The 25,401-nt window shown below is 39.1% G+C and carries 30 protein-coding genes; 18 read left to right on the top strand and 12 right to left on the bottom strand.

The annotated features are described in order from the left end of the window. Positions 1-27 precede the first annotated feature (27 nt). Positions 28-669, bottom strand: coding sequence for a rhomboid family intramembrane serine protease (locus QHT84_RS12885; RefSeq protein WP_283239979.1), 642 nt, complete (start codon positions 667-669; stop codon positions 28-30). 104 nt (positions 670-773) lie between these two features. On the opposite strand from QHT84_RS12885, the gene QHT84_RS12880 reads away from it, so the two are divergent. Then, on the top strand, positions 774-1,646 hold the full coding sequence (locus QHT84_RS12880) for a lysophospholipid acyltransferase family protein (RefSeq protein ID WP_283239978.1): 873 nt from the start codon (positions 774-776) through the stop codon (positions 1,644-1,646). Between the two features lie 8 nt (positions 1,647-1,654). Here QHT84_RS12880 and QHT84_RS12875 read toward each other — a convergent pair whose 3' ends face one another. Further along, positions 1,655-3,142 (bottom strand): aminotransferase class V-fold PLP-dependent enzyme, encoded by a 1,488-nt coding sequence (locus QHT84_RS12875; protein WP_283239977.1) that lies wholly within the window; start codon positions 3,140-3,142, stop codon positions 1,655-1,657. 223 nt (positions 3,143-3,365) lie between these two features. Here QHT84_RS12875 and QHT84_RS12870 point away from each other — a divergent pair, with 223 nt between their 5' ends. The 10 genes from QHT84_RS12870 to QHT84_RS12825 all read left to right on the top strand — a co-directional run bounded on the left by QHT84_RS12870 (position 3,366) and on the right by QHT84_RS12825 (position 9,708). Beyond that, the gene (locus tag QHT84_RS12870) at positions 3,366-3,818 is read left to right on the top strand and encodes a hypothetical protein (protein WP_283239976.1); all 453 of its coding nucleotides are present in this window, start codon (positions 3,366-3,368) and stop codon (positions 3,816-3,818) included. A 96-nt stretch (positions 3,819-3,914) separates the two neighbouring features. Then, positions 3,915-5,618 (top strand): sensor histidine kinase, encoded by a 1,704-nt coding sequence (locus QHT84_RS12865; RefSeq protein WP_283239975.1) that lies wholly within the window; start codon positions 3,915-3,917, stop codon positions 5,616-5,618. Next, positions 5,615-6,229 carry a response regulator transcription factor gene (locus QHT84_RS12860; protein ID WP_283239974.1) on the top strand — a complete coding sequence of 205 codons (615 nt, stop codon included), beginning with the start codon at positions 5,615-5,617 and terminating at the stop codon, positions 6,227-6,229. Before QHT84_RS12865 ends, QHT84_RS12860 begins: the two co-directional genes overlap by 4 nt. 211 nt (positions 6,230-6,440) lie before the next feature. Further along, positions 6,441-7,022 carry a hypothetical protein gene (locus tag QHT84_RS12855; protein WP_283239973.1) on the top strand — a complete coding sequence of 194 codons (582 nt, stop codon included), beginning with the start codon at positions 6,441-6,443 and terminating at the stop codon, positions 7,020-7,022. A gap of 17 nt (positions 7,023-7,039) precedes the next feature. Next, the gene (locus QHT84_RS12850) at positions 7,040-7,267 is read left to right on the top strand and encodes a hypothetical protein (RefSeq protein WP_283239972.1); all 228 of its coding nucleotides are present in this window, start codon (positions 7,040-7,042) and stop codon (positions 7,265-7,267) included. A gap of 221 nt (positions 7,268-7,488) precedes the next feature. Further along, positions 7,489-7,839 carry a DUF2200 domain-containing protein gene (locus QHT84_RS12845; RefSeq protein WP_283239971.1) on the top strand — a complete coding sequence of 117 codons (351 nt, stop codon included), beginning with the start codon at positions 7,489-7,491 and terminating at the stop codon, positions 7,837-7,839. A 52-nt stretch (positions 7,840-7,891) separates the two neighbouring features. Further along, on the top strand, positions 7,892-8,290 hold the full coding sequence (locus tag QHT84_RS12840) for a VOC family protein (RefSeq protein ID WP_283239970.1): 399 nt from the start codon (positions 7,892-7,894) through the stop codon (positions 8,288-8,290). Next, the gene (locus tag QHT84_RS12835; RefSeq protein WP_283239969.1) at positions 8,287-8,850 is read left to right on the top strand and encodes a DUF4256 domain-containing protein; all 564 of its coding nucleotides are present in this window, start codon (positions 8,287-8,289) and stop codon (positions 8,848-8,850) included. The genes QHT84_RS12840 and QHT84_RS12835 overlap by 4 nt, the downstream gene beginning before the upstream one ends. Before the next feature lie 10 nt (positions 8,851-8,860). Next, the gene (locus QHT84_RS12830) at positions 8,861-9,343 is read left to right on the top strand and encodes a DUF1572 family protein (RefSeq protein ID WP_283239968.1); all 483 of its coding nucleotides are present in this window, start codon (positions 8,861-8,863) and stop codon (positions 9,341-9,343) included. Continuing rightward, positions 9,340-9,708: a VOC family protein gene (locus QHT84_RS12825; RefSeq protein WP_283239967.1), complete on the top strand. Its 369-nt coding sequence runs from the start codon at positions 9,340-9,342 to the stop codon at positions 9,706-9,708. Before QHT84_RS12830 ends, QHT84_RS12825 begins: the two co-directional genes overlap by 4 nt. On the opposite strand, the gene QHT84_RS12820 is transcribed toward QHT84_RS12825, so the two are convergent. Beyond that, complete coding sequence (locus QHT84_RS12820) at positions 9,709-10,437, bottom strand: biotin--[acetyl-CoA-carboxylase] ligase (protein ID WP_283239966.1); 729 nt, start codon at positions 10,435-10,437, stop codon at positions 9,709-9,711. A 93-nt stretch (positions 10,438-10,530) separates the two neighbouring features. On the opposite strand from QHT84_RS12820, the gene rsfS reads away from it, so the two are divergent. The 7 genes from rsfS to QHT84_RS12785 all read left to right on the top strand — a co-directional run bounded on the left by rsfS (position 10,531) and on the right by QHT84_RS12785 (position 16,077). Beyond that, the gene (gene rsfS / locus QHT84_RS12815) at positions 10,531-10,902 is read left to right on the top strand and encodes a ribosome silencing factor (RefSeq protein WP_283239965.1); all 372 of its coding nucleotides are present in this window, start codon (positions 10,531-10,533) and stop codon (positions 10,900-10,902) included. A gap of 20 nt (positions 10,903-10,922) precedes the next feature. Further along, entirely contained in the window at positions 10,923-12,845 is a 1,923-nt protein-coding gene (gene ftsH / locus QHT84_RS12810; RefSeq protein ID WP_283239964.1) for an ATP-dependent zinc metalloprotease FtsH, read from the top strand. Positions 12,846-12,959: 114 nt separating this feature from the next. Beyond that, complete coding sequence (locus QHT84_RS12805; protein ID WP_283239963.1) at positions 12,960-13,565, top strand: LUD domain-containing protein; 606 nt, start codon at positions 12,960-12,962, stop codon at positions 13,563-13,565. A 1-nt stretch (position 13,566) separates the two neighbouring features. Then, positions 13,567-14,370, top strand: a complete 804-nt coding sequence (locus QHT84_RS12800; protein WP_283239962.1) for a phosphatidate cytidylyltransferase — start codon at positions 13,567-13,569, stop codon at positions 14,368-14,370. Continuing rightward, positions 14,360-15,010 (top strand): phosphatidylserine decarboxylase family protein, encoded by a 651-nt coding sequence (locus QHT84_RS12795; RefSeq protein ID WP_283239961.1) that lies wholly within the window; start codon positions 14,360-14,362, stop codon positions 15,008-15,010. Before QHT84_RS12800 ends, QHT84_RS12795 begins: the two co-directional genes overlap by 11 nt. Before the next feature lie 12 nt (positions 15,011-15,022). Then, a complete protein-coding gene (locus QHT84_RS12790; protein WP_283239960.1) occupies positions 15,023-15,298 on the top strand; it encodes an acyl-CoA-binding protein in 276 nt (91 codons plus the stop codon). Between the two features lie 2 nt (positions 15,299-15,300). Then, positions 15,301-16,077 carry a superoxide dismutase gene (locus tag QHT84_RS12785; RefSeq protein ID WP_283239959.1) on the top strand — a complete coding sequence of 259 codons (777 nt, stop codon included), beginning with the start codon at positions 15,301-15,303 and terminating at the stop codon, positions 16,075-16,077. A gap of 38 nt (positions 16,078-16,115) precedes the next feature. On the opposite strand, the gene QHT84_RS12780 is transcribed toward QHT84_RS12785, so the two are convergent. The 9 genes from QHT84_RS12780 to QHT84_RS12740 form a co-directional block, all read right to left on the bottom strand. Then, positions 16,116-18,155, bottom strand: coding sequence for a M13 family metallopeptidase (locus QHT84_RS12780; protein ID WP_283239958.1), 2,040 nt, complete (start codon positions 18,153-18,155; stop codon positions 16,116-16,118). Between the two features lie 108 nt (positions 18,156-18,263). Continuing rightward, positions 18,264-18,449, bottom strand: a complete 186-nt coding sequence (locus QHT84_RS12775) for a YgaP family membrane protein (RefSeq protein ID WP_283239957.1) — start codon at positions 18,447-18,449, stop codon at positions 18,264-18,266. Between the two features lie 12 nt (positions 18,450-18,461). Further along, a complete protein-coding gene (locus tag QHT84_RS12770) occupies positions 18,462-18,767 on the bottom strand; it encodes a hypothetical protein (protein ID WP_283239956.1) in 306 nt (101 codons plus the stop codon). A 4-nt stretch (positions 18,768-18,771) separates the two neighbouring features. Continuing rightward, the gene (locus QHT84_RS12765) at positions 18,772-21,999 is read right to left on the bottom strand and encodes an efflux RND transporter permease subunit (protein ID WP_283239955.1); all 3,228 of its coding nucleotides are present in this window, start codon (positions 21,997-21,999) and stop codon (positions 18,772-18,774) included. A gap of 40 nt (positions 22,000-22,039) precedes the next feature. Next, positions 22,040-23,125 carry an efflux RND transporter periplasmic adaptor subunit gene (locus QHT84_RS12760; RefSeq protein WP_283239954.1) on the bottom strand — a complete coding sequence of 362 codons (1,086 nt, stop codon included), beginning with the start codon at positions 23,123-23,125 and terminating at the stop codon, positions 22,040-22,042. Between the two features lie 49 nt (positions 23,126-23,174). Further along, positions 23,175-24,482 (bottom strand): TolC family protein, encoded by a 1,308-nt coding sequence (locus QHT84_RS12755; RefSeq protein WP_283239953.1) that lies wholly within the window; start codon positions 24,480-24,482, stop codon positions 23,175-23,177. Between the two features lie 136 nt (positions 24,483-24,618). Continuing rightward, complete coding sequence (locus tag QHT84_RS12750) at positions 24,619-24,819, bottom strand: hypothetical protein (protein ID WP_283239952.1); 201 nt, start codon at positions 24,817-24,819, stop codon at positions 24,619-24,621. A 119-nt stretch (positions 24,820-24,938) separates the two neighbouring features. Next, positions 24,939-25,109: a hypothetical protein gene (locus QHT84_RS12745; RefSeq protein ID WP_283239951.1), complete on the bottom strand. Its 171-nt coding sequence runs from the start codon at positions 25,107-25,109 to the stop codon at positions 24,939-24,941. 19 nt (positions 25,110-25,128) lie between these two features. Beyond that, positions 25,129-25,401, bottom strand: coding sequence for a heavy-metal-associated domain-containing protein (locus tag QHT84_RS12740; RefSeq protein WP_283239950.1), 273 nt, complete (start codon positions 25,399-25,401; stop codon positions 25,129-25,131).

Genomic DNA, 25,401 nt, shown 5'->3' with positions numbered 1-25,401 from the left:
AAATGGGCATTTCAAAAGTTATGCCATTTATAACTTCCCGACTTTGGCCATAATGAACAAAATAATAATAGGAATGGCTAACAAAATAACCATCAAGGTATTATCTTGAAACAACATTGGCTCTTTTAACAAAGTAATAACATAACCGCCAACCGCTCCTCCAAAATGAGCGGTATGACCAATATTGTCATTTTGGGCCTTCATACCGTAAATGGAGTATAATAAATACAAAATTCCGAAAATATAGGCCGGCATCGGAAGGACTCCAAAAATCAAAATACTCATATTGGGAAAGAGCAATATAGCAGAGTAGATAATTCCGGTTACCGCTCCTGAAGCGCCAACAGCCCTATAACTGTAATCATTACCGTGAAATATCATGGTTAGAAGGCTTCCGAAAATAAGACTGCCTCCGTAAATCACTAAGAACGAAAAATTACCGAACTCCTCTGAAACTACAGGAGCAAATGAATAAAGGGCAATCATGTTAAATGCCAAATGAATCACATCGGCATGCAAAAAGGCAGACGTGAACATTCTGAATTGTTCGCCGGCTCTGATACTTCCCACATGAAACTGGTACTTTCTGAAAAAATCCGCATCGTTAAATCCTTTAATACTGATAAGAACGTTGACCAATATGAGCCCTAACAAAATAAGATTATTCATTTTTCAATATATTTTCCGTAAAAATACTAATACTTCTCCAGGTTTTGCTACTGCAAATCTTTTAAAACGACATTTCCATTTATATTTGCATAAAATTATCACAGATGCAATTTATTGCTTTTATTCTTCTCTATCCTCTGTTAAGGTTTATCTCTATACTCCCCTTCAGATTACTGTATCTAATCTCAGATGGCATTTATCTGATTGTATATTATCTTATTGGGTACCGAAAAAAGACCGTTCGTCACAACCTTTCCATCGCTTTACCCCATTTGTCTGATGGAGAAAGATTAGCCATTGAAAAGAAATCGTATCGACACCTATGTGACATGTTTTTGGAGATGATTAAAACCATGTCTATTTCAAAAAAGGAAATTGAAAAACGATTTACTTTCACCAACTTGGATGTATACCTTAACTACGAAAAGAAACAAAAGAGCATTGCCCTGCTATGTGCACATTACGCCAGTTATGAATGGGTAATTTCGATGAATCATTATACCCAATTTGAAGGTTTTGCCATTTATAAAAAAATAAACAACAAATACTTTGATAAATTAGTTCGGGATATTCGATCTCGATTTAAAGCAACCCTGATTACCACGCGTGAAACCATTCCGACTATCGAAAAAAATGAAAGAAATAAACATTTAGGACTTTATGGTTTTGCCAGCGACCAATCGCCGCAAGCCAGTAAAGCTTATCATTGGGGTCCTTTTATGGGTATCGAAACGCCGATACACACCGGCGCCGAAATGTTGGCCAAACGATTTGATATGAATGTACTGTTTCTTCGGGTGAAAAAAGTAAAAAGAGGCTATTACGAAGCTACTTTTGAAGAAATGTTTGAAAATCCGAAAGAAGTTCCGAATTATCAGATTTCAGATGATTTTTTGAGAAGAGTAGAAAAACAGATTTACGAGGCGCCCGAATATTATTTGTGGACACACAAACGCTGGAAACACAGAAAAAAGTAGTTTTAATTTCAGTAAAGCCTAAACCAACTTTTTACCATGGCTGCTTCGGTATGTTGTGCCTTCTTATGCAAAAATTCATTGGTCTTGGAATTGTACTCATAGTCAACCGACCATGCTTTGTGATGCTCAGCCAACGCTTTAATACTTTCACAAACAAACTGTACTTCCTCGTTAGTTGTAGTAGGATGTATCGACATTCGAATCCATCCCGGTTTTTGAATTAAATCACCCGAAGTGATTCTACAAACCAAGTCGTGAGATTTTTCTTTGTCTACATGCAATAAATAATGCCCGTAGGTTCCGGCACAACTACAGCCGCCACGGGTTTGAATTCCGAAACGGTCATTGAGCAACTTCACCCCTAAGTTGTAATGCAAATCATCAATATAAAACGAAATAACACCTAATCGGTCTTGATGCTGGCCAGCTAAAATGTGCAAATTTTCAATAGAATTCAGTTCGGCAAATATATAGTCGACTATCTCATGCTCGCGTTCGAGTATATTGGCAACTCCCATTTGCTCCTTCAACTGAATGGCCAAAGCGGTTTTAATTACTTGCAAAAAACCGGGCGTTCCGCCGTCTTCACGATCTTCAATATTATCGATGTATTTGTGCTCGCCCCAAGGATTGGTCCACGAAACAGTGCCGCCACCCGGACAATCGGGCACATTATTTTTGTACAAATTTTTATTAAAAATCAAAACTCCCGACGTTCCCGGACCACCCAAAAACTTGTGTGGGGAGAAGAAAATCGCATCCAAGTAACTTTCTTCATCGGGGTGCATATTGATGTCTACATAAGGTCCGGAACAAGCAAAATCTACAAAACAAACCCCGTTATTTTGATGCATCAACTTGGCTACTTCATGATACGGTGTACGAATACCCGTGACATTTGAGCACGATGTAACGGATGCTATTTTAAAACTTCGATCTTGGTATTGCGCTAACAATGCTTTGAATTCGTGCATACAGAGTAATCCTTCGTCATTGGCCGGAATCACAACCACATCAGCTATGGTTTCTAACCATGACGTTTGATTGGAATGATGCTCCATGTGGGATATAAACACAATAGGCTTTAACGCTTTCGGAATGGTGACAAAATCTTTCAGATTTTCGGGTATTTTCATTCCCAAAATACGCTGAAACTTGTTGACTACACCGGTCATTCCGGTACCGGTATTGATTAAGATATCATTTTCATTAGCATTCACATGCCTTTTGATGATTTGCTTAGCTTCGTGATACGCCATAGTCATAGCGGTTCCGGTGACTGTAGTTTCGGTATGGGTATTGGCGACAAAAGGACCAAACAAATTGATGAGTTTTTCTTCTATCGGACGGTACAATCTACCACTGGCTGTCCAATCGGTATAGATGATTTTTTTTCTACCGAAAGGCGATTCAAATTCCTGATCAATACCGATAATATTTTGTCGGAACGGTTTGAAATATTGTTCTAAAGCAGTTTGCGTGGCAATGGGTATCATTTAACAACAATTTGGGTTCAAAGATACATTTTTTTGAAAAAAAGACGGGCACGACAATTTATGTGAATGTAGATATTGAATCATTACCAACCTTTTAAGCAAACAATCCCAACTTTTGTACTACTAATACTCCATTATCCTTTTTAAAAATCCCCATTGATGGGGATTTTTTTTTACAAATTTATTTCTCATCTTTGATACAACTAACCTAAACCCAAAAAAGATGCTCGTATACCAATCCACAGGAAATTTTGATCCGGTCAAAAAATCCTTTAATCTGAATGTACAAACCACGGATATTGGCAAAGACGAATTTTACATCAGTGCGTATTACAACATTTGTAGCCCAACTCGATTTGCTATCGTGGCTATTTTACAAACCAAAGATGGAAACGCTACCAATTTCAGTCATTACCCTCCGGATAACAACTTGCTCGAAAATGATATTTCGTTCAGTGTGTTAGACACAAGCTATTGTACTCCTTCCGACAAAAACATCGCCGACATTACCAAAAATGATGAAATTATCGTGTATGTACATCACGGCATTGGGTTTGACCCGACCACTAATGCTGATGATAATAAGTATATTGAAAATTACAAAGCCGGGATTTATGTTTATTTGGCTAATGGCTCACCTCCCGGTGCCAACGGATCAGGAAATTTACCCGGATAATATTTGATTTTGAGAATGTTAAAAAATAAACCGATTAAGGCATTGTTACTATTTGCAATATTTTTTGTTGCTACTATACCTGCATTGTCTCAAAACATGGTTTTAAAAAAACTAGAAAATCAATTTGAAAAACTAAATTATACAGAAAGAATTTCTTTTTTAAAAAAAATAAATCCTAACAACATAAATGAGGAAGAGAGAGCTAAATATTATCATTTTTATGCCAAAACTAATTATCTGAATAATTATGCTGATGAGGCTTTAGATTTCTTTTTAAAGGCTAAAGACAGTTATAAAAAGTTAAAAAATTTCAACAAGGTTATTGAAATAAATATAATTATTGCTCAAATCAAAGGACTCTCAAAATATAAATATGAAAGTTATAAACATCTACTTGATGAAGCTGTAGTTTATGCACGGAAAGAGAATAATATTCCACTGCTTTGTTCAACACTAAGAGAGATAGGTAATGGTTTAATTAGTAAGGAACCTAAAAGAGCCATTCATTATTACGATCAAGCCAAAGAAGAAGCTAAAAAAATAAAGGATTCCGTTTTAATGGCTAAGCTCGATATATCGATTGCTGTGGTCTATGGGTTATCCATGAATGACATTGATAGGGCTCGAAAGTATAATGCTAATGTTCTAAAATACCTTAAAAGGACAAAAAACACAGATTTAATGGCCTATATTTTTATAAATGAAGCGGCATTCTGTAGAGAGGAAGGAAAATTAGAAGAAGCCATAAAAAATTATCTAATCACAGACACTCTTGAAATGAAGGATTATAAAACTAACTTCAAAATTCAACTATATGGAAAAATGTCTGACACATACAAACAACTTAAGAACTTTGAAAAAGCTATTGAATATAATGATAAAAAAGTTGAATTAGAAAAGATAATTAATGAGCAAGAAGAAGCAAAAGCAATTCATGAGTTAAACACCAAATACGAAACCAAAGAAAAAGAACTCGAAAACCAAGCCTTAAAAATCAAAGACGAGAAAAACAAGTTAGTGATATACGGCTTTATCGGAATATTTCTCATTTTCCTAACCGGTGCTTACTTCCGTATCAGTTACATTAACCGAAAGAAAAAAATAGCCGAACAGGAACGCTTATTGGAAAGCCAAAAACTGGAGAACGTACTCAAAGAACAAGAGTTACTTGAAATTGACAAACTATTGGAAGGACAAGAGAAAGAACGCCTCAAAATAGCCAACGATTTACATGACAATTTGGGCAGTATTTTGGCTACGTTGCGTTTGAATTTTCAAAACCTCTACCAACAAAGCGGTTACAGCTCGGAAGATCAAAAAGAACTCTTCACCAAAACCGACGATTTGATTGAAGAAGCTTATCAGAAAGTCAGAGGTATGGCTCACGCTAAGAATGCCGGGGTAATCGGCAATGAAGGATTGGTGACAGCGGTTCAAAACATCGCCAAAAAAGTGGCCATTCCGAACAAATTAAAAGTCGAAGTAATCCCTTTCGGGATGGAAAACCGACTGGAAAACAAACTCGAAGTTACCTTGTTTCGTATGATTCAGGAAATACTCACCAATGCCATCAAACACGCACAAGCCAGTCAAATTACCATCAGTCTCACCCAAGATTCCGACAGTATTAACATCATCATTGAAGACAACGGTAAAGGCTTCAACGTGAAAGCTCTCAATAAAAATGAGGGTATGGGATTACACAATATAGAAAAGAAAGTAGAACAACTCAACGGTACTTTTAACATTGATAGTTTTGAAGGAAAAGGTACCACCATCATTATAGATATACCGCTATGATTACGCTCGTAATTGCCGAAGACCATCAGGCTTTGATTGACGGAATGAAAGCATTCCTCAAAAATGAAAGTGACATTGAAATTGTGGGCTATGCCAACGATGGTCTCGAACTTATCACCTTAGCCCTACAACTAAAACCCGATGTGGTCATTACTGATATTCGGATGCCGAAATGTGACGGTATCAATGCCACTCAAACCATCAAGAAAGAATTGCCCAATACGAAGGTGATTGCTTTCAGTATGTTTGATAACGACGATGCTATTTTGCAAATGAAAGAAGCCGGTGCTTCGGGATACATCATGAAAAACTCTTCATTACAAACGGTACTTGACGCGGTTCGTGCCGTATCGGAAGGATTTACATATTTTGCCGATGAAACCGATGAAGAACTTGATAAACCCAAAAATGAATTGTTTTTCAGCGCAAGAGAAAAAGAAATTTTAACGCTGATTGCCGAGGGAAAATCATCCCAAGAAATTGCGGATGCGCTTTTTATAGAAAAATCTACGGTAGATTCCCATCGAAAAAACATGTCAAAAAAAATCAAAACGATTGGCAAAACCGATTTGACCAAATACGCTTTAGAGCGGAAATACGACTATTTGTAGTAAAATTACACCAAAATCAGCATAAAAAATCCCCATTAATGGGGATTTTTTTTTTGATTTCTTATCCCGAATTTTAGATAATCAAAATAACAGCTAATTGAGTTTTGGTTAGTTTAAAAATCCTGCCCATCTATTATCTTCTTTCTTAGTGGTATTTGTAAAGCAGTACACCCATGGGCAGGTCTTTTTAAAATTTCGTAAAATAAGAAGAATGAAAGTACGATTAGAAATCAATCAACTCAACATAGAACGTCCCAAAAGACGTTGGAAACTTTATTTTGTAGTAATTGCAGAACATCCAACAGATCCCGACAAAATGGTACTGAGTACCTTGCCGAGTAATCCTATCAAAGTGACACCCAATCAGCAAAATGAAATCCACTTTGATGATAATGGTCCGGGAAGCGAAGGATTACTGCTGTTACGGAGAAATATGCCGCCTTCCAAAGAGCTTAATGTCCATTTTTATGTACGGCATTCCCGCTCAGCGGTAAGAAACGCAGTCTCAGTGCTTCAGGATATTGAAAATGAAATGGGTGGCGAAGCACTACAAACAGTTGACGGTATGTTAGATACCGAAAACCCATGGTTGGTAATCACCAAAAAGTCGCTACCGCTGGTAGGCAAAGTGCTGGCCAGAGTACCTGACAGGGATATGGGGTTCATATCAATGTTCGAACGATTTGGAGACGAGTTTTTTGCGGATGGCGAAATTGACAGAAAAAAAACAGGTGCTTTCTGTAACGTAGTTTACACTTGGTCGCTAGATACAATTGAAAACAATACTAACTAACTAAAAAATAAGAAATCATGTGTTGGAGTAATGTAGAAAAGCAATGCAAAATAATTTACGACAAACCGTTTATCAGTGCCGATAAACCATTGGAACGTAAGTTCATTATTCAGGTTATTGCCGAAGAATTCCCGGAGTTTCCTCGGATACGAATCGCTTCTGCAGTTGATCGTTGCTTTAAGATATTCCCCACGCCGGTGGAGCGCAAAACGTTATTGCACTTTGTGCAAACCAGCATGCGCTGATGCATCGGCACTTTAGAACCTACCACTCCGCCCTCTTAGTATTTTGAGACTGTATTAAGAGGGTTTTGGGGTGCTATGTTCAGACAATTCTTCTCCGAAACACTTTCATAAAAAAACGGACAACTTCTTCTCCGTATTCGATTACTCATCGTTTTTTTACTATTTTAGCATGGGCGTCGGCTTTTTAGTTGTCGTTGTTTTCTATTTAAATTTCTTTACCAATGGAAAATCACAGAGTATACAAAATGTCAGTTGCCGGTGTGTATCCGCATTACATCAATAAAGCGGAAAAGAAAGGCCGAACAAAAGCCGAAGTCGACACCATTATTTGCTGGCTCACCGGCTATGATGAAACCGCATTGCAAAGACATTTACAGATCAAAACCGATTTTGAAACGTTTTTCAATCAGGCGCCGCAACTGAATCCGAATGTATCCAAAATTACGGGGGTTATTTGTGGCTATCGTGTAGAAGAAATCAAAGAACCACTGATGCAAAAAATTCGCTTTTTGGATAAGCTGATTGATGAATTAGCGAAAGGAAAAGCGATGGAAAAAATTTTAAGAAGCTGAGAATCGTATCTTCGGAAGTAAACAAATCAAATAGTACAAATCATTTGATGTCATGGCGTCACAAAAATTTTTAGAAACCATTCTCTACGTTAACAATCAGGAAAAAAGCCGTGCTTTTTATCAAAAGATTTTACGTCAAAAACCCGACTTAGACGTCCCGGGAATGACTGAGTTTACCCTTTCGGAATTTTCTAAAATCGGATTAATGCCCAACAAAGGAATGGCTGAAATTTTGACTCCGCCAATGCCGCATCCCGATTTGGCTAATGGTGTTCCGCGATGCGAACTCTATTTTTATGTCGAAAATATTCAGTTTGAGTTTGACAATGCTATTGCCTCAGACGCCCAACTGATAAGCCCAATAACTGACCGAGACTGGGGCGACAAAGTGTGTTATTTTGCCGATCCGGACGGACATATCATCGCTTTTGCACAAAAACAATCCCCATGAAAACCAAAAAAGTACTATCACAACAGCAATCCGAAGAACTGATAGCTGTTTTAAAAAATCGTTTTCTCGAGAACAAGCACAGACATCCCGGAATGATCTGGATGAAGATTGAAGAAAAGTTACAATCGTCTCCCGAACAACTCTGGTCGCTTCACCAAATGGAAGCTACCGGAGGCGAACCCGATGTAATCGATTTTGATGAAACGAATCAGCAATACCATTTTTACGATTGCTCCGCTGAAAGTCCCAAAGGAAGAAGAAGTTACTGTTATGATCGAGAAGCTTTAGACAGCCGAAAAGAAAATAAACCGCAAAACAGTGTGCTCGATGTAGCTACCGACATGGGCATTACCCTTTTAACAGAAAACCAATACCGAAAACTGCAGGAAGTAGGTGTCTTTGATGCAAAAACATCGAGTTGGATTGCCACACCACCAGCCATCAGAAAACTGGGCGGCGCCTTATTTGGTGACCGCCGATACAACTGCGTTTTTACCTATCACAACGGAGCCGAGTCATATTATGCAGCGCGAGGTTTCAGAGGTCTTTTAAAATTATAAAACAAATCGTATGGAAACAGGTTTAGATTTAGCCAACCGATTCAGAGACGTGATAATAAACGGAAAATGGATTGCCAATACCAATTTCAAAGAACAATTAACCGGAACCTCCTTGGAAATGGCAACATCCGTTTTGGGTTCGGCCAATTCTATAGCGGTTTTAGCGCAACACATACACTATTACATCAACGGATTAAATACCGTTTTCAATGGCGGTACATTGGATATTAAAGACCAATACAGTTTTGATTTTAGGTCGTTACAGACCCAAGAAGAATGGGATTATTTTTTAACTACTTTCTGGAATCACAGCGAAACATTTGCCAACCATGTCCAATCCATGAGCGAAGCTACATTATCCCAAGTCTTTGTCGCTGAAAAATATGGAACCTACCGTCGCAATATTGAAGCCATGATAGAACACAGCTATTATCATTTGGGTCAAATTGTGTTGCTGAAAAAATTAGTTCTTCAAAGAAATGAAACCTTATGAAAAACCCTATCAAGTCTATTCGTCCCTTTATCGGTGCAAAAGATTACAAAATATCTCGAAGTTTTTATAAAGAGTTGGGATTTGAAGAAGTGGTTTTAACTCCTACCCTAAGTTGTTTCAAATGGGGAAATTTTGCTTTCTACCTGCAAGATGCTTATGTAAAAGATTGGGTAGATAATACGATGGTTTTTATGGAAGTACATCTGGTAGAAGATGTTTATCAATCTTGGTTCGCTTTAGATCTCTCGTCCAAATACGAAAAGGTACGCTTACTGCCCCTACGCCAAATGGATTGGGGAAAAGAGTGCTTTTTACACGACCCGTCAGGCATTTTATGGCATATCGGCGAATTCAATGACGCTTAATCAGTATAACATTTTGACTTCTTTTAAATCAAATTGCACTACACTATCATCATCAAGCATCACTACTAACTTACCTTCTTTGGAAACTTCCCGGATAATTCCCATAAAACGTCGACCCGATACAGCTTCAAAAGCTGACGGTTTATTTCTTTTAAAAAGCAGCTCATTATAACGAAACCAAGCTTCGGTAACGCGCTCCGGAAATAGCAACAAGTGAAGCTTCAACAGCTTGACAAACTTTTCAGCTACTTCGTCAATAACATACGTTTGCTTGGTTATATTGGTCAGCGAATTGGCCTGGGGTAAATGTTCAAAATCGGTTTGATTCAAATTCAACCCGAAACCCACAATGGAAGTATAGTACCCATTCGACTTAAACTGATTTTCAATTAGTATACCGCCTACTTTTTTGTTTTCTGCCATAATGTCGTTAGGCCACTTGATGTTTGTTTTTTCAATGCCGTAAAATGCCAACAGCGCAATGCAAGCCAATGCCACAGCCACATTAAAATCATATACCGAAACCATATCCGTGGGCAAATCTTTAACCAAAACACTGACGGTGAGGTTTTTACCGGGTTCGCTCTCCCACGCATTTCCCATTTGGCCTTTCCCTCTGGTTTGTTCATGAGCCATGACAGCCGTGTAATTTTCCAACCACTTTTCTCGATTCAATTGCTTCAAATAATCGTTGGTGGAATCTATGGCATCGAGTTTGATTAGTGTCATAACGAATTAAAAAACAAGAGTGAATTTTAGACTTTTGTTAAGCAAAAATAAGGACAAAAAGTAATACCTTTGCCAAATACACATAAATAGTAGATGACGAAAAAAGCAGTAAACACCGATGTACTTCTGGCAAGTATCATCAAAGGCATTGAAGAAGTTAAAGGAAATGACATTGACATACTTGATTTAAGAGGAATAGATACCGCCGTATGCGATTATTTTATTATTTGCAACGGTAACTCCAATACCCAAGTTAACGCCATCGTTAACTCCATCCAAAAACTGGTTTCCAAAGAATTAAAAGACAAACCTTGGCATGTAGAAGGAACCGATAATGCCGAGTGGGTTTTAATGGATTATGTTGACGTTGTGGTGCATGTTTTCCAAAAACAAATACGCGAATTCTACAACATTGAAGGCTTATGGGGTGATGCCCAAATTACCACTATCCCTACTAATTATTAAAAATTGCACTGAAAAAATATATGGCTACTGAAAAGAAACCCAATAATTTTAAAATAAATCCATGGTGGATTTATGCCGGATTGATTATTATTTTCTTCGGATTAAACTACTTAGGCGGTTCCGGTTTTCAGGATACTGTCAAAATCTCATCTTCTAAATTCAATGAGTTTTTAGATAAAGGTCAAATTGAAAAAGTAGTAATCTACAATAAAACCGAAGGAGAAGCCTATCTTACAGCTGCGGCTTTAAAAGACAAAGCCCACAGTAAATTGGCCAAAGACATGTTAGGCAACCCTAACAAAGGACCACATTATTCCTTCGAAATAGGGAATGATGAAGTGTTCCAAAACAAAATCGAAAAAGCCAAAATAGACGGCAAACTCAAAGATTACGACTTCAAACCGAAAAGCAATTGGAGCGAATTATTCATCACTTTATTGCCTATCATTGTCATCATTGGTCTTTGGATTATCATCATGCGAAGAATGTCGGGTGGCGGAGCCGGTGGCGGTGGCGGGCAAATTTTCAATATCGGAAAATCGCGCGCTAAATTGTTTGACGAAAAAACCGATGTAAAAGTCACGTTCAAAGATGTAGCCGGTTTGGAAGGCGCCAAAGAAGAAGTACAAGAAATTGTAGAGTTTTTAAGAAACCCTGATAAATATACCACTTTGGGTGGTAAAATCCCGAAAGGAGCTTTGTTAGTTGGTCCTCCGGGAACCGGAAAAACACTATTAGCCAAAGCCGTAGCCGGGGAAGCCAAAGTGCCGTTTTTCTCTTTGTCGGGTTCTGATTTTGTGGAAATGTTTGTGGGTGTCGGCGCTTCCCGCGTTCGCGATTTATTCAAACAAGCCAAAGACAAATCACCGGCGATTATTTTTATTGATGAGATTGATGCTGTGGGTAGAGCGCGTGGTAAAAACAACTTCTCGGGCTCTAACGACGAGCGCGAAAACACCTTAAACCAGTTGTTGACCGAGATGGACGGTTTCGGAACCAACACCCATGTTATTGTATTGGCCGCTACCAACAGAGCCGATGTATTAGACAAAGCGTTAATGCGGGCCGGACGTTTCGACCGTCAAATTTATGTCGACTTACCGGACATCCGCGAGCGCAAGGAAATATTTGAAGTGCATTTGAAGCCATTAAAAAAGGTGGACGATTTAGATGTCGATTTCTTAGCCAAACAAACACCGGGATTCTCCGGTGCCGATATTGCCAACGTATGTAACGAGGCTGCCTTGATTGCGGCACGAAACAACAAAACAGCCGTGGACAAACAAGATTTCTTAGATGCCGTTGATCGCATTGTAGGCGGATTGGAAAAGAAAAACAAAATTGTCACTCCGGAAGAAAAACGCGCCATTGCCGTTCACGAAGCCGGACACGCCACTGTAAGCTGGATGCTCGAACACGCCGCACCGTTGGTTAAAGTAACAATCGTGCCGCGTGGACAAAGTTTGGGCGCCGCTTGGTATTTACCGGAAGAACGTTTGATTGTGCGACCGGAACAAATGCTCGACGAAATGTGTGCTACTATGGGAGGCCGTGCCGCTGAAAAAGTGATGTTTGACAAAATTTCCACCGGAGCCTTAAGCGATTTGGAAAAAGTAACCAAACAAGCTCGCGCTATGGTGACCATTTACGGTCTGAATGACAAATTAGGAAACATTACCTATTACGATTCTTCGGGACAAAGCGAGTATAATTTCTCAAAACCTTATTCGGAAGAAACCGCTCTGGTAATCGATAAAGAAATATCCAACTTAATCGAAAACGAATACCAAAGAGCCATTAAAATATTACAAGATAATAAAGAGAAACTCCAGCAATTAGCGGATATACTCATTGAAAAAGAAGTCATCTTTAAGGACGATTTGGAAGCCATTTTCGGAAAGCGACCGTTCGACCATCATCCCGAAGAAACAGTAGCCGAATAGCGTTTACGGTTTTTTAACATTTTTTTAAAATCTTAATTCAAAACATACTTTTGAATTAAGATTTTTTTATCTTTGAGGGATTTCAAATTCAAAACCCGATTATACGTAACCAGCATGAGTCTTTTCAGAAAAATTTTCGGCACGGGAAACGATGCCTCTGACGAAGAAAGTCAAAGCGAATTTAACAATGCACCTTCGAGCTTTTCGTTACTTCCTGTAGACGAAAAGTTTACCTATAATTTCAAAAAAAATGGCGGTAAATTTTTATACTGCGAAAATTTAAATGAAGTAAAAGATCAGTTTCTGAATATCTTGGAAGAAAACGATTGGTTTGAATGTGAAGCCTTGTGTTATGAGCCGAAATTATTTAGTATGCTCGACGAAAACAAGCTCAGTTATGACAAACCTACTAATCCGAAATTTTTATTTGCCAGTTGTGAAAACCTGATTGCCGATGAAGGTTCGGTGTTGTTTTCATCCAATCAAATCAAGCAAAATAAACCCAACGACTTACCTATCAATATCATCATATTAGCCACTACCAGTCAGATTTTGGAAACCAAAAGTGACGGCTTGCGTGTCATTAAAAAGAAATACGACAAAGATTACCCAACCAATATTACGACCATTAAATATTTCGAAAAAGCCAAAGACGAAGATTTCCTGCAATACGGAAGCACCGCCAAGAACTTATACCTCCTGCTTTTAGAAGATTTATAGCATGACAACAACCCTAACAAGAGCCTTATCCGGAGTGGTGTATGTACTGCTGTTGGTTGGTGCCACACTATATTCACAGTATAGTTTTTTACTTCTGTTTGGTTTGTTGCTCTTGTTCTCTGTGGTCGAGTTTTGTAAATTAGTACATCTGAAACCGATATTTCCGTTACTCATCGCCACCGGCGGTTATATTCTTTTCAACCTCAACAACACAGTCAAAACCAATGAAATTCTGTTGCTCATTGCGGCCTTAACCGTCTCTGTGCGAGCCTTATTGTTTCTTTTTGAAAAGAAAGACCGTCATTTAGACCAACTTTCTAAATATGTCTTTTTAATCGGCTATCTCATTATTCCGATTATTATTTTCACCAAAATACCATTTGTTTACAACATTTATGTTCCTGAAATTATTATCAGTATCCTGATTATCATCTGGGCTAACGACACTTTTGCCTATTTGGTAGGGATTACTATGGGAAAAAACAAACTCTTCGAAAGAATTTCACCCAAAAAAACCGTTGAAGGTTTTGCCGGAGGTGTTATTTTTTCAATAGTGGCCGGAATTATACTCGCCCAATTTTATTTGCATCAAGACACTACCAAATGGATTATTATCGCCATGATTGTTAGCGCTTTCGGCACGCTGGGCGATTTAATCGAATCTAAATTTAAACGTATTGCCGGGGTAAAAGACAGCGGCACCATCATGCCGGGTCACGGAGGTTTTCTGGATCGCCTGGATAGTATTATATTTGTAGCACCGTTTGTGTATTTGTTCTACCAAATTATTTATTATGTTTCATAAGGAAGGTTATAAAATCATTTTTATCAGTATCATCAGTTTTATTGTTGTCTTGCTTTTAGCAGACAAATTTGTGCATTGGCATTGGCTGCGAATTACGATACAACTGATTGCTATATTTCTCTTTGTCATGATTTTGCAGTTCTTCCGAAACCCAAATCGTAGAATAGTCCCAAATGTTAATCAAATATTGGCGCCTGTTGACGGCAAAGTAGTAGTTATCGAAGAGGTATTTGAAGAAGAATATTTTAAAGACAAACGTTTGCAGGTTTCTATTTTTATGTCGCCGATTAACGTTCACGTAACCCGATATGCCGCTTCCGGAACCATAAAATACAGCAAATACCATCCCGGCAAATACTTAGTGGCTTGGCATCCGAAAGCCAGTACTGAAAACGAACGAACTACCGTGGTCATCGAAACGGCTCAGTTTGGGGAAATTATGTACCGTCAAATAGCCGGAGCTCTAGCCAAACGTATTGTAAATTATGCTGAAGAAGGCCAACAAGTTACCCAAGGTGATGATGCCGGATTTATCAAATTCGGTTCGAGAGTAGATTTGTATTTGCCGCTCGGAACTAAAGTTGATGTGGTCTTACAACAAAACGCTGTTGGCAATCAAACGGTTATTGCGTCAAAATAATAGTCCAAAATTATGTCGGAAAAAGAATTAGATATTCGATTTCGGGAAGCTGTTGAAATAGCCTCCAAAATGACACAGTCTTCCTTGCCGCAAGATGTACAATTGCGATTATATGCCTACTACAAACAAGCTTCTTTCGGTACTATCGAAACCAATTACATTCCTCAGGTAGATTTGAGAAATGCCTTTAAAACTAATGCTTGGATGCAAATCAGTCATCTTACGTCTGATGAAGCCAAGGAATTATATATCGAAGCCATTAACGCTATTGTAAACGAAAAAAAATGAGTATGAAAAGGATTGTTGCCATTGTATTTTACTTTTGTTTTCTCTTAATCATTGCTTCTTGCAATAAAAAAAAGCTAACCGAAGTTGTTGAGGTGCCTTTGCCTTCAGCCGAAGAAAAAGTGACTATCGGACACCCCGATGATGTAAGTGCTGACCCCGGACAATTTGAATTAGTCAAATTACCCTACGAATACAACGCCTTGATGCCTAGTATTGACGTTTTGACTATGGAAGTGCATTACTCCAAGCATTACCTGACCTACACCAACAATTTGAACAAATTAGTGGCTGATGACCCCGCAATGGTCGATTTGACCATCGAAGATATCTTAAAGAAACTCAACATGAATAATGCCGATTTGCGAAACAATGCCGGCGGTTACTACAATCACAGTTTGTTTTGGGAAAGTATGGCTCCTAAAGCCGGAGGGCAACCCAAAGACACTTTGGCGGTAGTAATGAACCGAGATTTTGGTTCTTTTGAAATTTTTAAAAACCAATTCTCCGATGCTGCCGAAAAACAATTTGGTTCTGGATGGGCCTGGTTGGTAGTCGATAAGGCCGGAAAATTATCGGTGACCAGTACACCCAACCAAGATAATCCTTTGATGCCGAACCAACCGGTAAAAGGCACTCCGATTTTGTGTTTGGATGTATGGGAACACGCCTATTATCTCGATTATCAATACAAGCGAAAAAAATACATCGAAGCCTTCTTCAATGTTATTAATTGGAAGAAAGTCAGTGAACGGTATTTAGAGGTGAATGCTGCCAAATAAAAAAATCCCTAATCTGTTCGATTAGGGATTTTTTATTTTTACCAAATGGCGACTTTCAAATTATCGGGTCTTCGCATGGTACTGCCCGGTTTGATGTTGAACGCTTTATGAAAATCAGGATTGTTTTGCAACGGTCCGTTAATTCTGAACTTAGCCGGAGCGTGAACATCCGTTAACAATTGATTGGCTAAGGCTTCCGGTTTAATATTCACCATCCAGGCATACCCGTAAGCCAGGAAGAAACGCTGTTCCGGTGTTAATCCGCTTATCTTTTCTTTGTTTTTATATTGCGATGTCTTTTTGAAGGCCTCAAAACCCATCACAACGCCGCCCAAATCGGCTATGTTTTCGCCTTGAGTGGCATCGCCGTTGACAAATTTACCGGGTAAGGCTTCAAACTGATTAAACTGTTCCACTATGAGTTTGGTTTTGGCTTTAAATTTTGCCAAATCTTCCGCAGTCCACCAATTGTTTAAGTTGCCTTTTTCGTCATATTGACTGCCTTGATCGTCAAATCCGTGCGTAATTTCGTGACCGAAAGTGGAACCTCCGATAATCCCGTACAATACGGCATCATCCGGCATTCTGCCTTCAAATCCGGGAACCAAAATATTACAAGCCGGAACGCAAATTTCATTATTACTCGGATTATAATACGCGTTATACGTTTGCGGATACATCCCCCATTCCGTTCGGTCGACCGGTTTTCCGAATTTAGAAACCATATCGTTTATAGCCCATTTATTGGCTGCCATGACATTGGCTAAATAAGTCCCGCGGCTAATGGTTACACTGCTCAAATCTTTCCATTTATCGGGATAGCCTACTTTCATCACAATTTTACTCAATTTGAACAATGCTTTTTTCTTGGTGGCTTCACTCATCCAATCAAGATTTTTTATACGCTCGGCATAAACATCACGGATATTATTACCTATTTCCAGTAATTTTTCTTTTGACCCTTTAGGCAAATAGTCTCTCACATAGACTTGACCGATTAACTCTCCCAAAGAACCATCGGTTTGCTCTACAATGCGTTTCCATCGCGGTTTTTGCTCTTTTACACCGGTCATCACGGTAGCATAGAAATAGAAATTTTGTTGCTCAATGGCATTGTGCAAATACGACGCATAGGAGTTTACCAAATCCCATTCTAAATACGTTTTCCACTCTTCAATGGTATATTTTTTTATCATTTGGTTCAACGCTTTGTAAAACTCAGGTTGACCCACAATAACAGTATCCGCATTTTTAATACCGATAGTGGCTGTCATGATTTTCCAATCGATATTGGGTGTGGCAGCATTGATTTGAGCCATACCCATTTTGTTGTAATTTTTAATCGGATCACGCAGCGCTTCTAACTTACGGGAATTTTGAGCCAGCTCGGTTTCCAGTTTCATAATAACCGCAGCATTTGCTTTAGCTTCAGCTTCCGATTTCCCCATCAATTGATTTATTTTTTGCAAATGCTTAACGTATTCAGCACGAATATTCACCGTTTCTTTATCGGTATTGAAATAGTAATCGCGGTTGCTCAAGCCTAATCCACCCTGACCCAAGAAAACTGCGTACTTCGCACTGTTTTTATCGTCCTGACCGACATACAAGGAAAAGGCCGGATTGGCACCGATGGTATGTAAATAAGCCATGGTATTCAACAACGATGGTACATCATTAATGGCTTTGATTTTATTCAAATCGGCTCGTAAAGGCGACAATCCCAATTTTTCAATTTGTAACGTATCCATACCGGAAGCATAGAAATCGCCGATTTTTTGTTCGTTACTGCCTTTGGGCGCATCAGTCATCTTGGCCGATTTTTCACAAATTTGTTTGATTTGCGAGTTGATGGTATCGCCTATGGTTCGGAAAATGCCGTTACTTTTTTCACTGGCCGGAATAGGATTTCTCTTGAACCATCCGCCGTTGGCATACATAAAAAAGTCATCTCCGGGATTCACCATGGTATCTCGGTTTGTCAATAACGGATCGACAAAATCGGCTTCTTTTGAGTTACAACTCACCAGCAATGTGGCAGAAAACAAACCTATGGTTAGTTTAGTTAGTATTTTCATATACGTGTTTTTAATGGCTATTGGACATAAATCATTTTAAAATGTTACCAAATGTAATGTATTTGTTAAAATAGAACATAAAAAAACCACCCGAAGGTGGTTGATTCATTAGTCTTTGACTCCCAATTTGGTCAGTATGTCTTCCATCAAACACCATTTGGTGATGGAAGATTGCAGCAAATTGGCGCCGACAAAAGCAGTAAACCACAACCAATTCTGATTGACGTAAATCGCCAATAACAAACTAATTAATATAAAGGTTCCGGCGATGGCTCTGATCATTCTGTTTTTCATAATAATTAGTATTTAATTCATTTTTTCAATATTCAGCACCGCAACTTGTACGTGTGCTTTAGTAGGTTGTTGGGCATTAAAATCAGCGACCCATTGGAAGAGCAAATCCACATTTTCTTTTTTCACGAAAGCGTAAAAGAGTAAAGATTCGGTTTCGTTCATTTCGGAAGCAAACCAATTGGTCTCGATAAACTCTTCCGAAACGTCTTTGTAACTCGTGACATCTCGATAACTAAACGTTACAACCTCAGCATTTTTTAGTAGTTTTTTGATGTCTTTCTCAAATTCGGCTATAGCGGTAATAATTAATAATTTCATAGCATTAAGCATTAGATTCTTCAATTTCAGAAGGCTTGGCTTGGCCTTCCCATTTTTTTCTTTCGGTGATATAGTAAATCAACGGCACCACAATCAAAGTCAGTAACGTAGAAACTATCGCTCCAAACACTAACGAAATTGCCAATCCTTGAAATATCGGATCAAATAAAATAATGGAAGCTCCGATTACTACAGCGCCGGTAGTTAATAAAATGGGTGTAGTTCGCACCGCTCCGGCTTCAATTATGGCTTGTTTCAACGGAATACCATCATTCAAACGAATCTCGATAAAGTCGATGAGCAAGACCGAGTTTCGCACCATTACACCTGCCAACGCAATCATTCCGATAAAAGAAGTTGCCGTAAAGAAAGCGCCCAACAACCAGTGACCTAATACAATGCCAACCAAGGAAAGTGGTATCGCCATCATCATCACCATAGGTGTTTTGAAGTTTTGGAACCAACCCACAATCAACATATAAATGATGACGATTACGATTAAGAAAGCCGCTCCTAAATCGCGGAATACTTCCAAAGTAATCTGCCACTCGCCATCCCATTTTACGGTAAAGTCACTTTCATCCGAAGGTTGTTCCATGTACAACTCGTTGACTTTATACCCTTTCGGCAATTGCATTTTTTGCAACTTCTCATTCATTCCTAATATGGCGTACACCGGGCTTTCCAAGGCACCGGCCATATCAGCCGTTACATACACGACTCTTTTTTGGTCTTTGCGGTAAATGGTTTTTTGCAACGTATCTTGCACCACTTTTACCAAATCACTTACCGGAACCACATTGCCGCGACTGCCTTTAATTTTTAGACTTTGAATGTCTTGTAAACTCGTTTTGTCTTTATCATCCAAAGCCAACACGATGCCTACATTATCATTGGAATGTTCATCATATAAATTTGAAACCGGATATTCTTTTAGCAAATAAGTTAAATTGCCTACCACTTGTTGTGGTGCGATTCCGTTTAACATTGCTTTTTCTTTGTCGACTTCGAAGCGGTATTCGGTTTGGTTGTCTTCGGTCATCCAATCGACATCTACGATATCAGAGGTGTTTTCTAAGATGTCTTTTACTTGGTTGGCGACTTTAATTTGCTCTTTATAATCAGGGCCGTAAATTTCAGCTACTAAAGTCGATAACACCGGCGGCCCCGGCGGCACTTCAATAATTTTTACGTTAGCGCCGTACTTTTTAGCTATTTTCTGCACTTCCGGACGAACGATTTTAGCGATGTCGTGACTTTGTAAATCACGGTCTTCCTTGTGCAACAAATTCACCTGAATGTCGGCCATATTACTACCGCCACGCATATCGTAATGACGGACTAAACCGTTAAAGGTAATCGGAGCAGAAGTACCAATGTAGTTTTGGTAATTCACCACTTCGGGCACTGTAGATAGATATTGTGCGATTTCCTGAGTTACCGCCGCAGTTCTTTCTAAAGTAGTCCCTTCCGGCATGTCGATTACGACTTGGAATTCGTTTTTGTTGTCAAATGGCAACATTTTCACCGCTACTGATTTGGTAAAAAACATCAGTACCGAACCCAAAAGTAACAATACAGTTATGCCTAACATCAAACGGCGTTTTTTATAACTTTCCAAAAACGGACGCTCCATTTTGCTGTAAATTTTGTAAATCCATGACGTTTCAAGTCCTTGTTCGGCTTTGTGTTCTTGTGCTTCCTTTTCGTGCAACAAATGGTAACCCAAATACGGCGTAACAGTCAATGCCACAAACAACGATAATAACATGGCAATCGAAGCGCCAATCGGCATCGGACTCATATAGGGTCCCATCATACCCGATACAAACGCCATCGGTAAAATGGCCGCAATAACCGTGAACGTGGCTAAAATGGTTGGGTTTCCGACTTCGTTAATCGCATAAATAGCGGCTTGCTTGAACGGCAGTCGCTTCATTTTGAAATGTCGGTGCATGTTTTCGGCGATGATGATACTGTCGTCTACTACAATTCCAACTACGAACACTAAAGCGAATAAGGTGATTCTGTTCAAGGTGTAGCCCAACATATAATAGGCAAACAACGTTAAAGCAAAAGTCAGTGGCACTGAGAAAAAAACCACCAAACCACCGCGCCAGCCCATGGCCAACATCACCAATAGGGTTACCGCTATAATGGCAATACCTAAGTGTAATAACAACTCACCTACCTTATCCGAAGCGGTTTCACCGTAATTACGGGTGACTTCTACATGAACATCATCGGTAATTAAGGTTTGTTTTAAATGGTCGACTTTCTCCAAAATCTTTTCGGAAATTTTCATCGCATCGGCACCTTTTACTTTTCCGATAGAAATGGTTACGGCAGGATATTCCGAATTATTTTTAGCGAATTTTTCATTCGCTTTTCCGTATCCGAAAGACACATAACTTCTTGGTGTTGAAGGTCCGTCTTGGACCGAAGCCACTTGTTTTAAATACACCGGCATGTTGGCATTCACACCAACCACCAAGTTTTCGACATCTTCGGCGGTTTGTAAAAAGGCACCCGTGGTCACCAAATATTCTTTGTCGGCTGCAACAAAACTACCCGATTGCGAACTGCCGTTGTTGGCTTGAATCATTTGCATGATGCCCAAAGCATCCACACCGTTTTCGGCCATTTTGTCTTTGTCTAAAATCACTTTGACTTCGCGATTTCGGCCGCCGATTTCTTTGGTTATGGCCACATCTTTCACTTTTTCAATCTCTGAAGTCACTTCTTCCGCAACTTGACGGATTTCAAAATCGTTTAATTTTTCGCTCCACAACGTTAATCCCAACATCGGAACATCGTCGATAGATCGCGTTTTTACCATCGGTTTGTACACGCCTTGCGGGAATAGATTTTCGTGTTTGGCCAACTCGTCGTATAATTTTACATACGAGCGTTCCACATCTTGCCCAACATAAAACTGAACAATTAACATCGCCTGACCGTTCATAGCCATACTGTGCACGTGTTCTACGCCTTTGATGTTGGAAAGAATTTTTTCTAACGGTTTTACGACGCGACTTTCCACTTCACTCGGACTCGCTCCCGGATAACCCACCATTACGTCGGCCATCGGAACATTAATTTGCGGTTCTTCTTCTCTCGGAATCAGAAACGAACTGTATACGCCTATGATCATCAAACCCACCATTAACAGTATCGTTAACTTCGAATTGATGAAAAAATGGGCTATTTTACCTGATATACCTTCTTGCATGATTTTAGTTTAAAAGTTTAAGGTTCAAAGTTTAAAGTTGTTATTGAACACTGATTTTAGCACCGTTAAATAACTTCCCTTCGGCAGAGACAATGAATGATTCTTCAAATGATAAACCGGATAATACTTCTACTTGATTGCCGAAAGTTTTACCGATACGCAACCATCTTAAAATGGCTGTATTCCCGTTTCCGACTGTGTAAATTCCGGTGAGCTGACCTTGTTTGACCAAGGCGCTTTCGGGTACTAAAACTTTATCAGTTGAAACAGTAGTTTGTGTTTTGTTAGCTAACGGAAATTGAACATTTACGAACATGCCGGATAAAATGGCTTTATCGGTTTGGGTCAAGTTGATTTTTACCAAATATTGTCCGCCGGTATTTTTAGCCGAACTACTGACTTCCGTTACTTTTCCGGTTACTTCATTGTTGATGGATTTCACTAAAATTTTCACGTCCATTCCGTTTTGAATGTCCGCAATATCGCTTTCCGAAACCATCGCGGTGACTTGCAAACGGGAAGCACCTTCAACACTCACCAACGGCATTCCAGGATTGGCCATATCGCCTTCTTTGACAAAGGTGTTGGTCACTTCTCCGGAAAACGGCGCGGTGATATTGCTGTATCCGAATTGCGCCACGACTTCATTTCGCATTTGTTTGGCCGCTTCCAATCCGGCTTTGGCCATTTCGTAGCGCGACGTCATATCGTCTAACTCTTTTTGAGAAGCACTTTGTTGGTTGAACAAAGCGGTGAATCGTTCAAAGTCTTTTTTAGCATTGTTATAAGCCGCAGTCGCTTGCAAGATAGAAGCGTCAACTTGGGCTTTTTTCGCTTGTAAGTCGGTGTTGTTGATGCTCACCAAGAGTTGACCGGCATTGACTTTCTGTCCGACTTTCACATGTACTTTGGTCACATAACCCATCATTCGGGTGCTGACGTTAGCGCTGTTTTCGGCTTCAATTTTGCCACTGGCCGTTATAAAAGAAGGGTTAGTTGAAAGTGAATTTCCACTCACTTTTACCGGAATAGCCGATGTGTTTTCAGTAATTTCTTTTCGGTCTTTTCCGCAAGAAAGGAATAGGAAAGCCGACAGCAATAGTGTTGTTATTATTTTATTATTCATATTGTTCTGTTTTATAATTGTCTTACTACTTAATACTCAAATCTTAATACTACTTCGTTAAAAAAGTCAAATACTCCTGTGTAAATTGGTATTCAAAAACCGCTTGTAAATGCTCCAATTCTTTCTGAATCATTTGCGTTTCGGAAACCAATAAATCGGTGGTTTTTTCTAAGCCTTGGGCAAATCGGTTTTGACGAATGCGATACGCTTCTTGTGCTTGTTCGAAGGCTAATTGTGACAAACCGACTTTGTTTTCGGCGTCTTTTAGTTGGCGATGGGTTTTGTTGAACTCGAGTTGGCTTTGTTTTTTGTATTGCTCCGTTTCGAGGCTTGCTTTTTGAAAATCGGCTTTGGCTTTATCGTATTTCCCGATGGATTTATAACCGTCGAAAACAGTCCACGACAATTGTGCGCCAACCAAATACCCTTTGGCCGCTGTTCCTAAAAACTGACTATCATACAACTCATAACTTCCGAAAGCATTCAATCTGGGTAAGAAACTCATTTTGCTCATCGTTAGCATTTTTTGGTATGCTTCTGAAGATTTTTGCATCGCTTGAATATCTTTTCTATGGTCTGACCATTGCCAATCAACAACTTCAACTTTAATGGTATTGTCTAAAGCTTCTGCAGGCTTGAATGTTTTGCCTTGGGTATCTTCATTGATTAAAAACGCTAAATAATCCGAAGCATTTTGGACATTACTCTTAGCGTATTGCAGTTGGTTCGAAATGTCATTCACCCGAACTTGCACATTTAAAACATCCGTTTTTTGTAACAAGCCCTGTTTGAAATAGTTTTCCACCAGCTTCAAATTGGTTTTGGCAGTGGATGCTGCTTTTTCCAAAACGTTAACCGCTTTGTAGGCCAATTGCAGTTGCCTGTACGCTTTGGAAACCTCTAACAACAAATATTCTTCGGTACGTTGGGTTTGCAATTGAAACGCTTCCATTTTGGCTTTGGCGGCTTGTCTTCCGAAAATTCCGTCTATATTCAATAACGGTTGTTGGATTTCGATTTTAGTCGCGAAATTTTGTGTGGTTTTCGGATCGTTTAACAAAGCCGGATTGAAATCGGATTGGGTTAAAATTTCCTGATTTAATTTGGAACCAAAAGCCATTAACGGATTGGTAGTAACCATTCCGGTATAGGACGCTGTAATGTTGGGCAAAAAGAGTGCATTGGATTGTTGGTAATCTGCTTTGGCCGATTGGTAATTTTTTCGAGCCATTTGGAGTTGCAGATTTTTTTCGGAAAGTTTTTGTCTCAAATCGCTCTTAGAAATCGTCAATGTATCTTGACTGAATCCGAAGGCAGAAAGGAATACAAATCCCAGTGTTACTAATAGTTTGCTCATATTCATAGTTTTTATCTGAATTATGAAGCAAAAATAAAACGCCGGAAAAGCGTGTACAGTTACAATTGTTACAGAGTTTCAACCATAAAAAAACGCCTCCTTATGGGAAGCGTTTACTACGTTACAAAACTCTGAATTATGCCTTTTTTTCCTCTGCTTTTTTAGCAGCGCAACATCCGGCCTTTTTCTCGGTGCTGCATTCTTTTTTCTCTTCTGTTGAGCACGATTTTTCAGTTTTGGCTTTTTTCTTTTTTTGCTTTGGCTCGCCATTGGCAGCATTAACATTCATGGCCATTAAAAGCGCTACAGCGGCAAATGCGGAAACTAATTTTTTCATTTTTATAATTTATTTAGTGATTAATCTGTTTACTGCTATCAAATGTAAAATTAAAAAACAGGGAAAGACAAAAATTTAACTTAAAACTTACTTAATTATTAATGATAAAAAAGGGCTAATCAACTGTCTTGCTTTGTTTTGGAAGCGAAAATATTAAATAACAATCCGCCCATAATGCCCCCATAGATTGTGGAATTCAACGGTTTCAAAGTAATCGCGCAAGTCCCGCCGGCACAGCCAATATAAAAATAGTAGGCATAACCCGCCACGGCACCAAGTACAACTCCCATGATGGTGAAAAACGTTTTTTTATTTATCATGATGCGCTGTCATTCTGCCAATCGCGCAATTTACATACGATTTTGCTTTACGCATCAGCGTATTGCCACCCTTTTCGGGATAACCCAATTCGTTGAGTTTATCTGTAATGCGTTCACGTTTCACGGCACCGGTCACCAAAACCGTGTCGTTATCTTTGTCGATTTCAACAGCGGTAACACCGGCTATTTTGAGCAAAGCTGTAGTAATGCTGTTGACACAGCCACCACACTTGATATTTTCAACTTCAAATTGCTGTTGCAT

The organism is Flavobacterium sedimenticola, from assembly GCF_030053345.1.
GTDB lineage: Bacteria > Bacteroidota > Bacteroidia > Flavobacteriales > Flavobacteriaceae > Flavobacterium > Flavobacterium sedimenticola.
Note: the sequence above shows the minus strand (reverse complement) of the source record. Positions and strands in the feature narration are given on the sequence as shown.

Bases quoted from the DNA above. Each gene is read 5' to 3' on its own strand.
- QHT84_RS12885 (WP_283239979.1), bottom strand. From the start codon at position 669: ATGAATAATCTTATTTTGTTAGGGCTCATATTGGTCAACGTTCTTATC.
- QHT84_RS12880 (WP_283239978.1), top strand. From the start codon at position 774: ATGCAATTTATTGCTTTTATTCTTCTCTATCCTCTGTTAAGGTTTATC.
- QHT84_RS12875 (WP_283239977.1), bottom strand. From the start codon at position 3,142: ATGATACCCATTGCCACGCAAACTGCTTTAGAACAATATTTCAAACCG.
- QHT84_RS12870 (WP_283239976.1), top strand. From the start codon at position 3,366: ATGCTCGTATACCAATCCACAGGAAATTTTGATCCGGTCAAAAAATCC.
- QHT84_RS12865 (WP_283239975.1), top strand. From the start codon at position 3,915: ATGGTTTTAAAAAAACTAGAAAATCAATTTGAAAAACTAAATTATACA.
- QHT84_RS12860 (WP_283239974.1), top strand. From the start codon at position 5,615: ATGATTACGCTCGTAATTGCCGAAGACCATCAGGCTTTGATTGACGGA.
- QHT84_RS12855 (WP_283239973.1), top strand. From the start codon at position 6,441: ATGAAAGTACGATTAGAAATCAATCAACTCAACATAGAACGTCCCAAA.
- QHT84_RS12850 (WP_283239972.1), top strand. From the start codon at position 7,040: ATGTGTTGGAGTAATGTAGAAAAGCAATGCAAAATAATTTACGACAAA.
- QHT84_RS12845 (WP_283239971.1), top strand. From the start codon at position 7,489: ATGGAAAATCACAGAGTATACAAAATGTCAGTTGCCGGTGTGTATCCG.
- QHT84_RS12840 (WP_283239970.1), top strand. From the start codon at position 7,892: ATGGCGTCACAAAAATTTTTAGAAACCATTCTCTACGTTAACAATCAG.
- QHT84_RS12835 (WP_283239969.1), top strand. From the start codon at position 8,287: ATGAAAACCAAAAAAGTACTATCACAACAGCAATCCGAAGAACTGATA.
- QHT84_RS12830 (WP_283239968.1), top strand. From the start codon at position 8,861: ATGGAAACAGGTTTAGATTTAGCCAACCGATTCAGAGACGTGATAATA.
- QHT84_RS12825 (WP_283239967.1), top strand. From the start codon at position 9,340: ATGAAAAACCCTATCAAGTCTATTCGTCCCTTTATCGGTGCAAAAGAT.
- QHT84_RS12820 (WP_283239966.1), bottom strand. From the start codon at position 10,437: ATGACACTAATCAAACTCGATGCCATAGATTCCACCAACGATTATTTG.
- rsfS (WP_283239965.1), top strand. From the start codon at position 10,531: ATGACGAAAAAAGCAGTAAACACCGATGTACTTCTGGCAAGTATCATC.
- ftsH (WP_283239964.1), top strand. From the start codon at position 10,923: ATGGCTACTGAAAAGAAACCCAATAATTTTAAAATAAATCCATGGTGG.
- QHT84_RS12805 (WP_283239963.1), top strand. From the start codon at position 12,960: ATGAGTCTTTTCAGAAAAATTTTCGGCACGGGAAACGATGCCTCTGAC.
- QHT84_RS12800 (WP_283239962.1), top strand. From the start codon at position 13,567: ATGACAACAACCCTAACAAGAGCCTTATCCGGAGTGGTGTATGTACTG.
- QHT84_RS12795 (WP_283239961.1), top strand. From the start codon at position 14,360: ATGTTTCATAAGGAAGGTTATAAAATCATTTTTATCAGTATCATCAGT.
- QHT84_RS12790 (WP_283239960.1), top strand. From the start codon at position 15,023: ATGTCGGAAAAAGAATTAGATATTCGATTTCGGGAAGCTGTTGAAATA.
- QHT84_RS12785 (WP_283239959.1), top strand. From the start codon at position 15,301: ATGAAAAGGATTGTTGCCATTGTATTTTACTTTTGTTTTCTCTTAATC.
- QHT84_RS12780 (WP_283239958.1), bottom strand. From the start codon at position 18,155: ATGAAAATACTAACTAAACTAACCATAGGTTTGTTTTCTGCCACATTG.
- QHT84_RS12775 (WP_283239957.1), bottom strand. From the start codon at position 18,449: ATGAAAAACAGAATGATCAGAGCCATCGCCGGAACCTTTATATTAATT.
- QHT84_RS12770 (WP_283239956.1), bottom strand. From the start codon at position 18,767: ATGAAATTATTAATTATTACCGCTATAGCCGAATTTGAGAAAGACATC.
- QHT84_RS12765 (WP_283239955.1), bottom strand. From the start codon at position 21,999: ATGCAAGAAGGTATATCAGGTAAAATAGCCCATTTTTTCATCAATTCG.
- QHT84_RS12760 (WP_283239954.1), bottom strand. From the start codon at position 23,125: ATGAATAATAAAATAATAACAACACTATTGCTGTCGGCTTTCCTATTC.
- QHT84_RS12755 (WP_283239953.1), bottom strand. From the start codon at position 24,482: ATGAGCAAACTATTAGTAACACTGGGATTTGTATTCCTTTCTGCCTTC.
- QHT84_RS12750 (WP_283239952.1), bottom strand. From the start codon at position 24,819: ATGAAAAAATTAGTTTCCGCATTTGCCGCTGTAGCGCTTTTAATGGCC.
- QHT84_RS12745 (WP_283239951.1), bottom strand. From the start codon at position 25,109: ATGGGAGTTGTACTTGGTGCCGTGGCGGGTTATGCCTACTATTTTTAT.
- QHT84_RS12740 (WP_283239950.1), bottom strand. From the start codon at position 25,401: ATGCAACAGCAATTTGAAGTTGAAAATATCAAGTGTGGTGGCTGTGTC.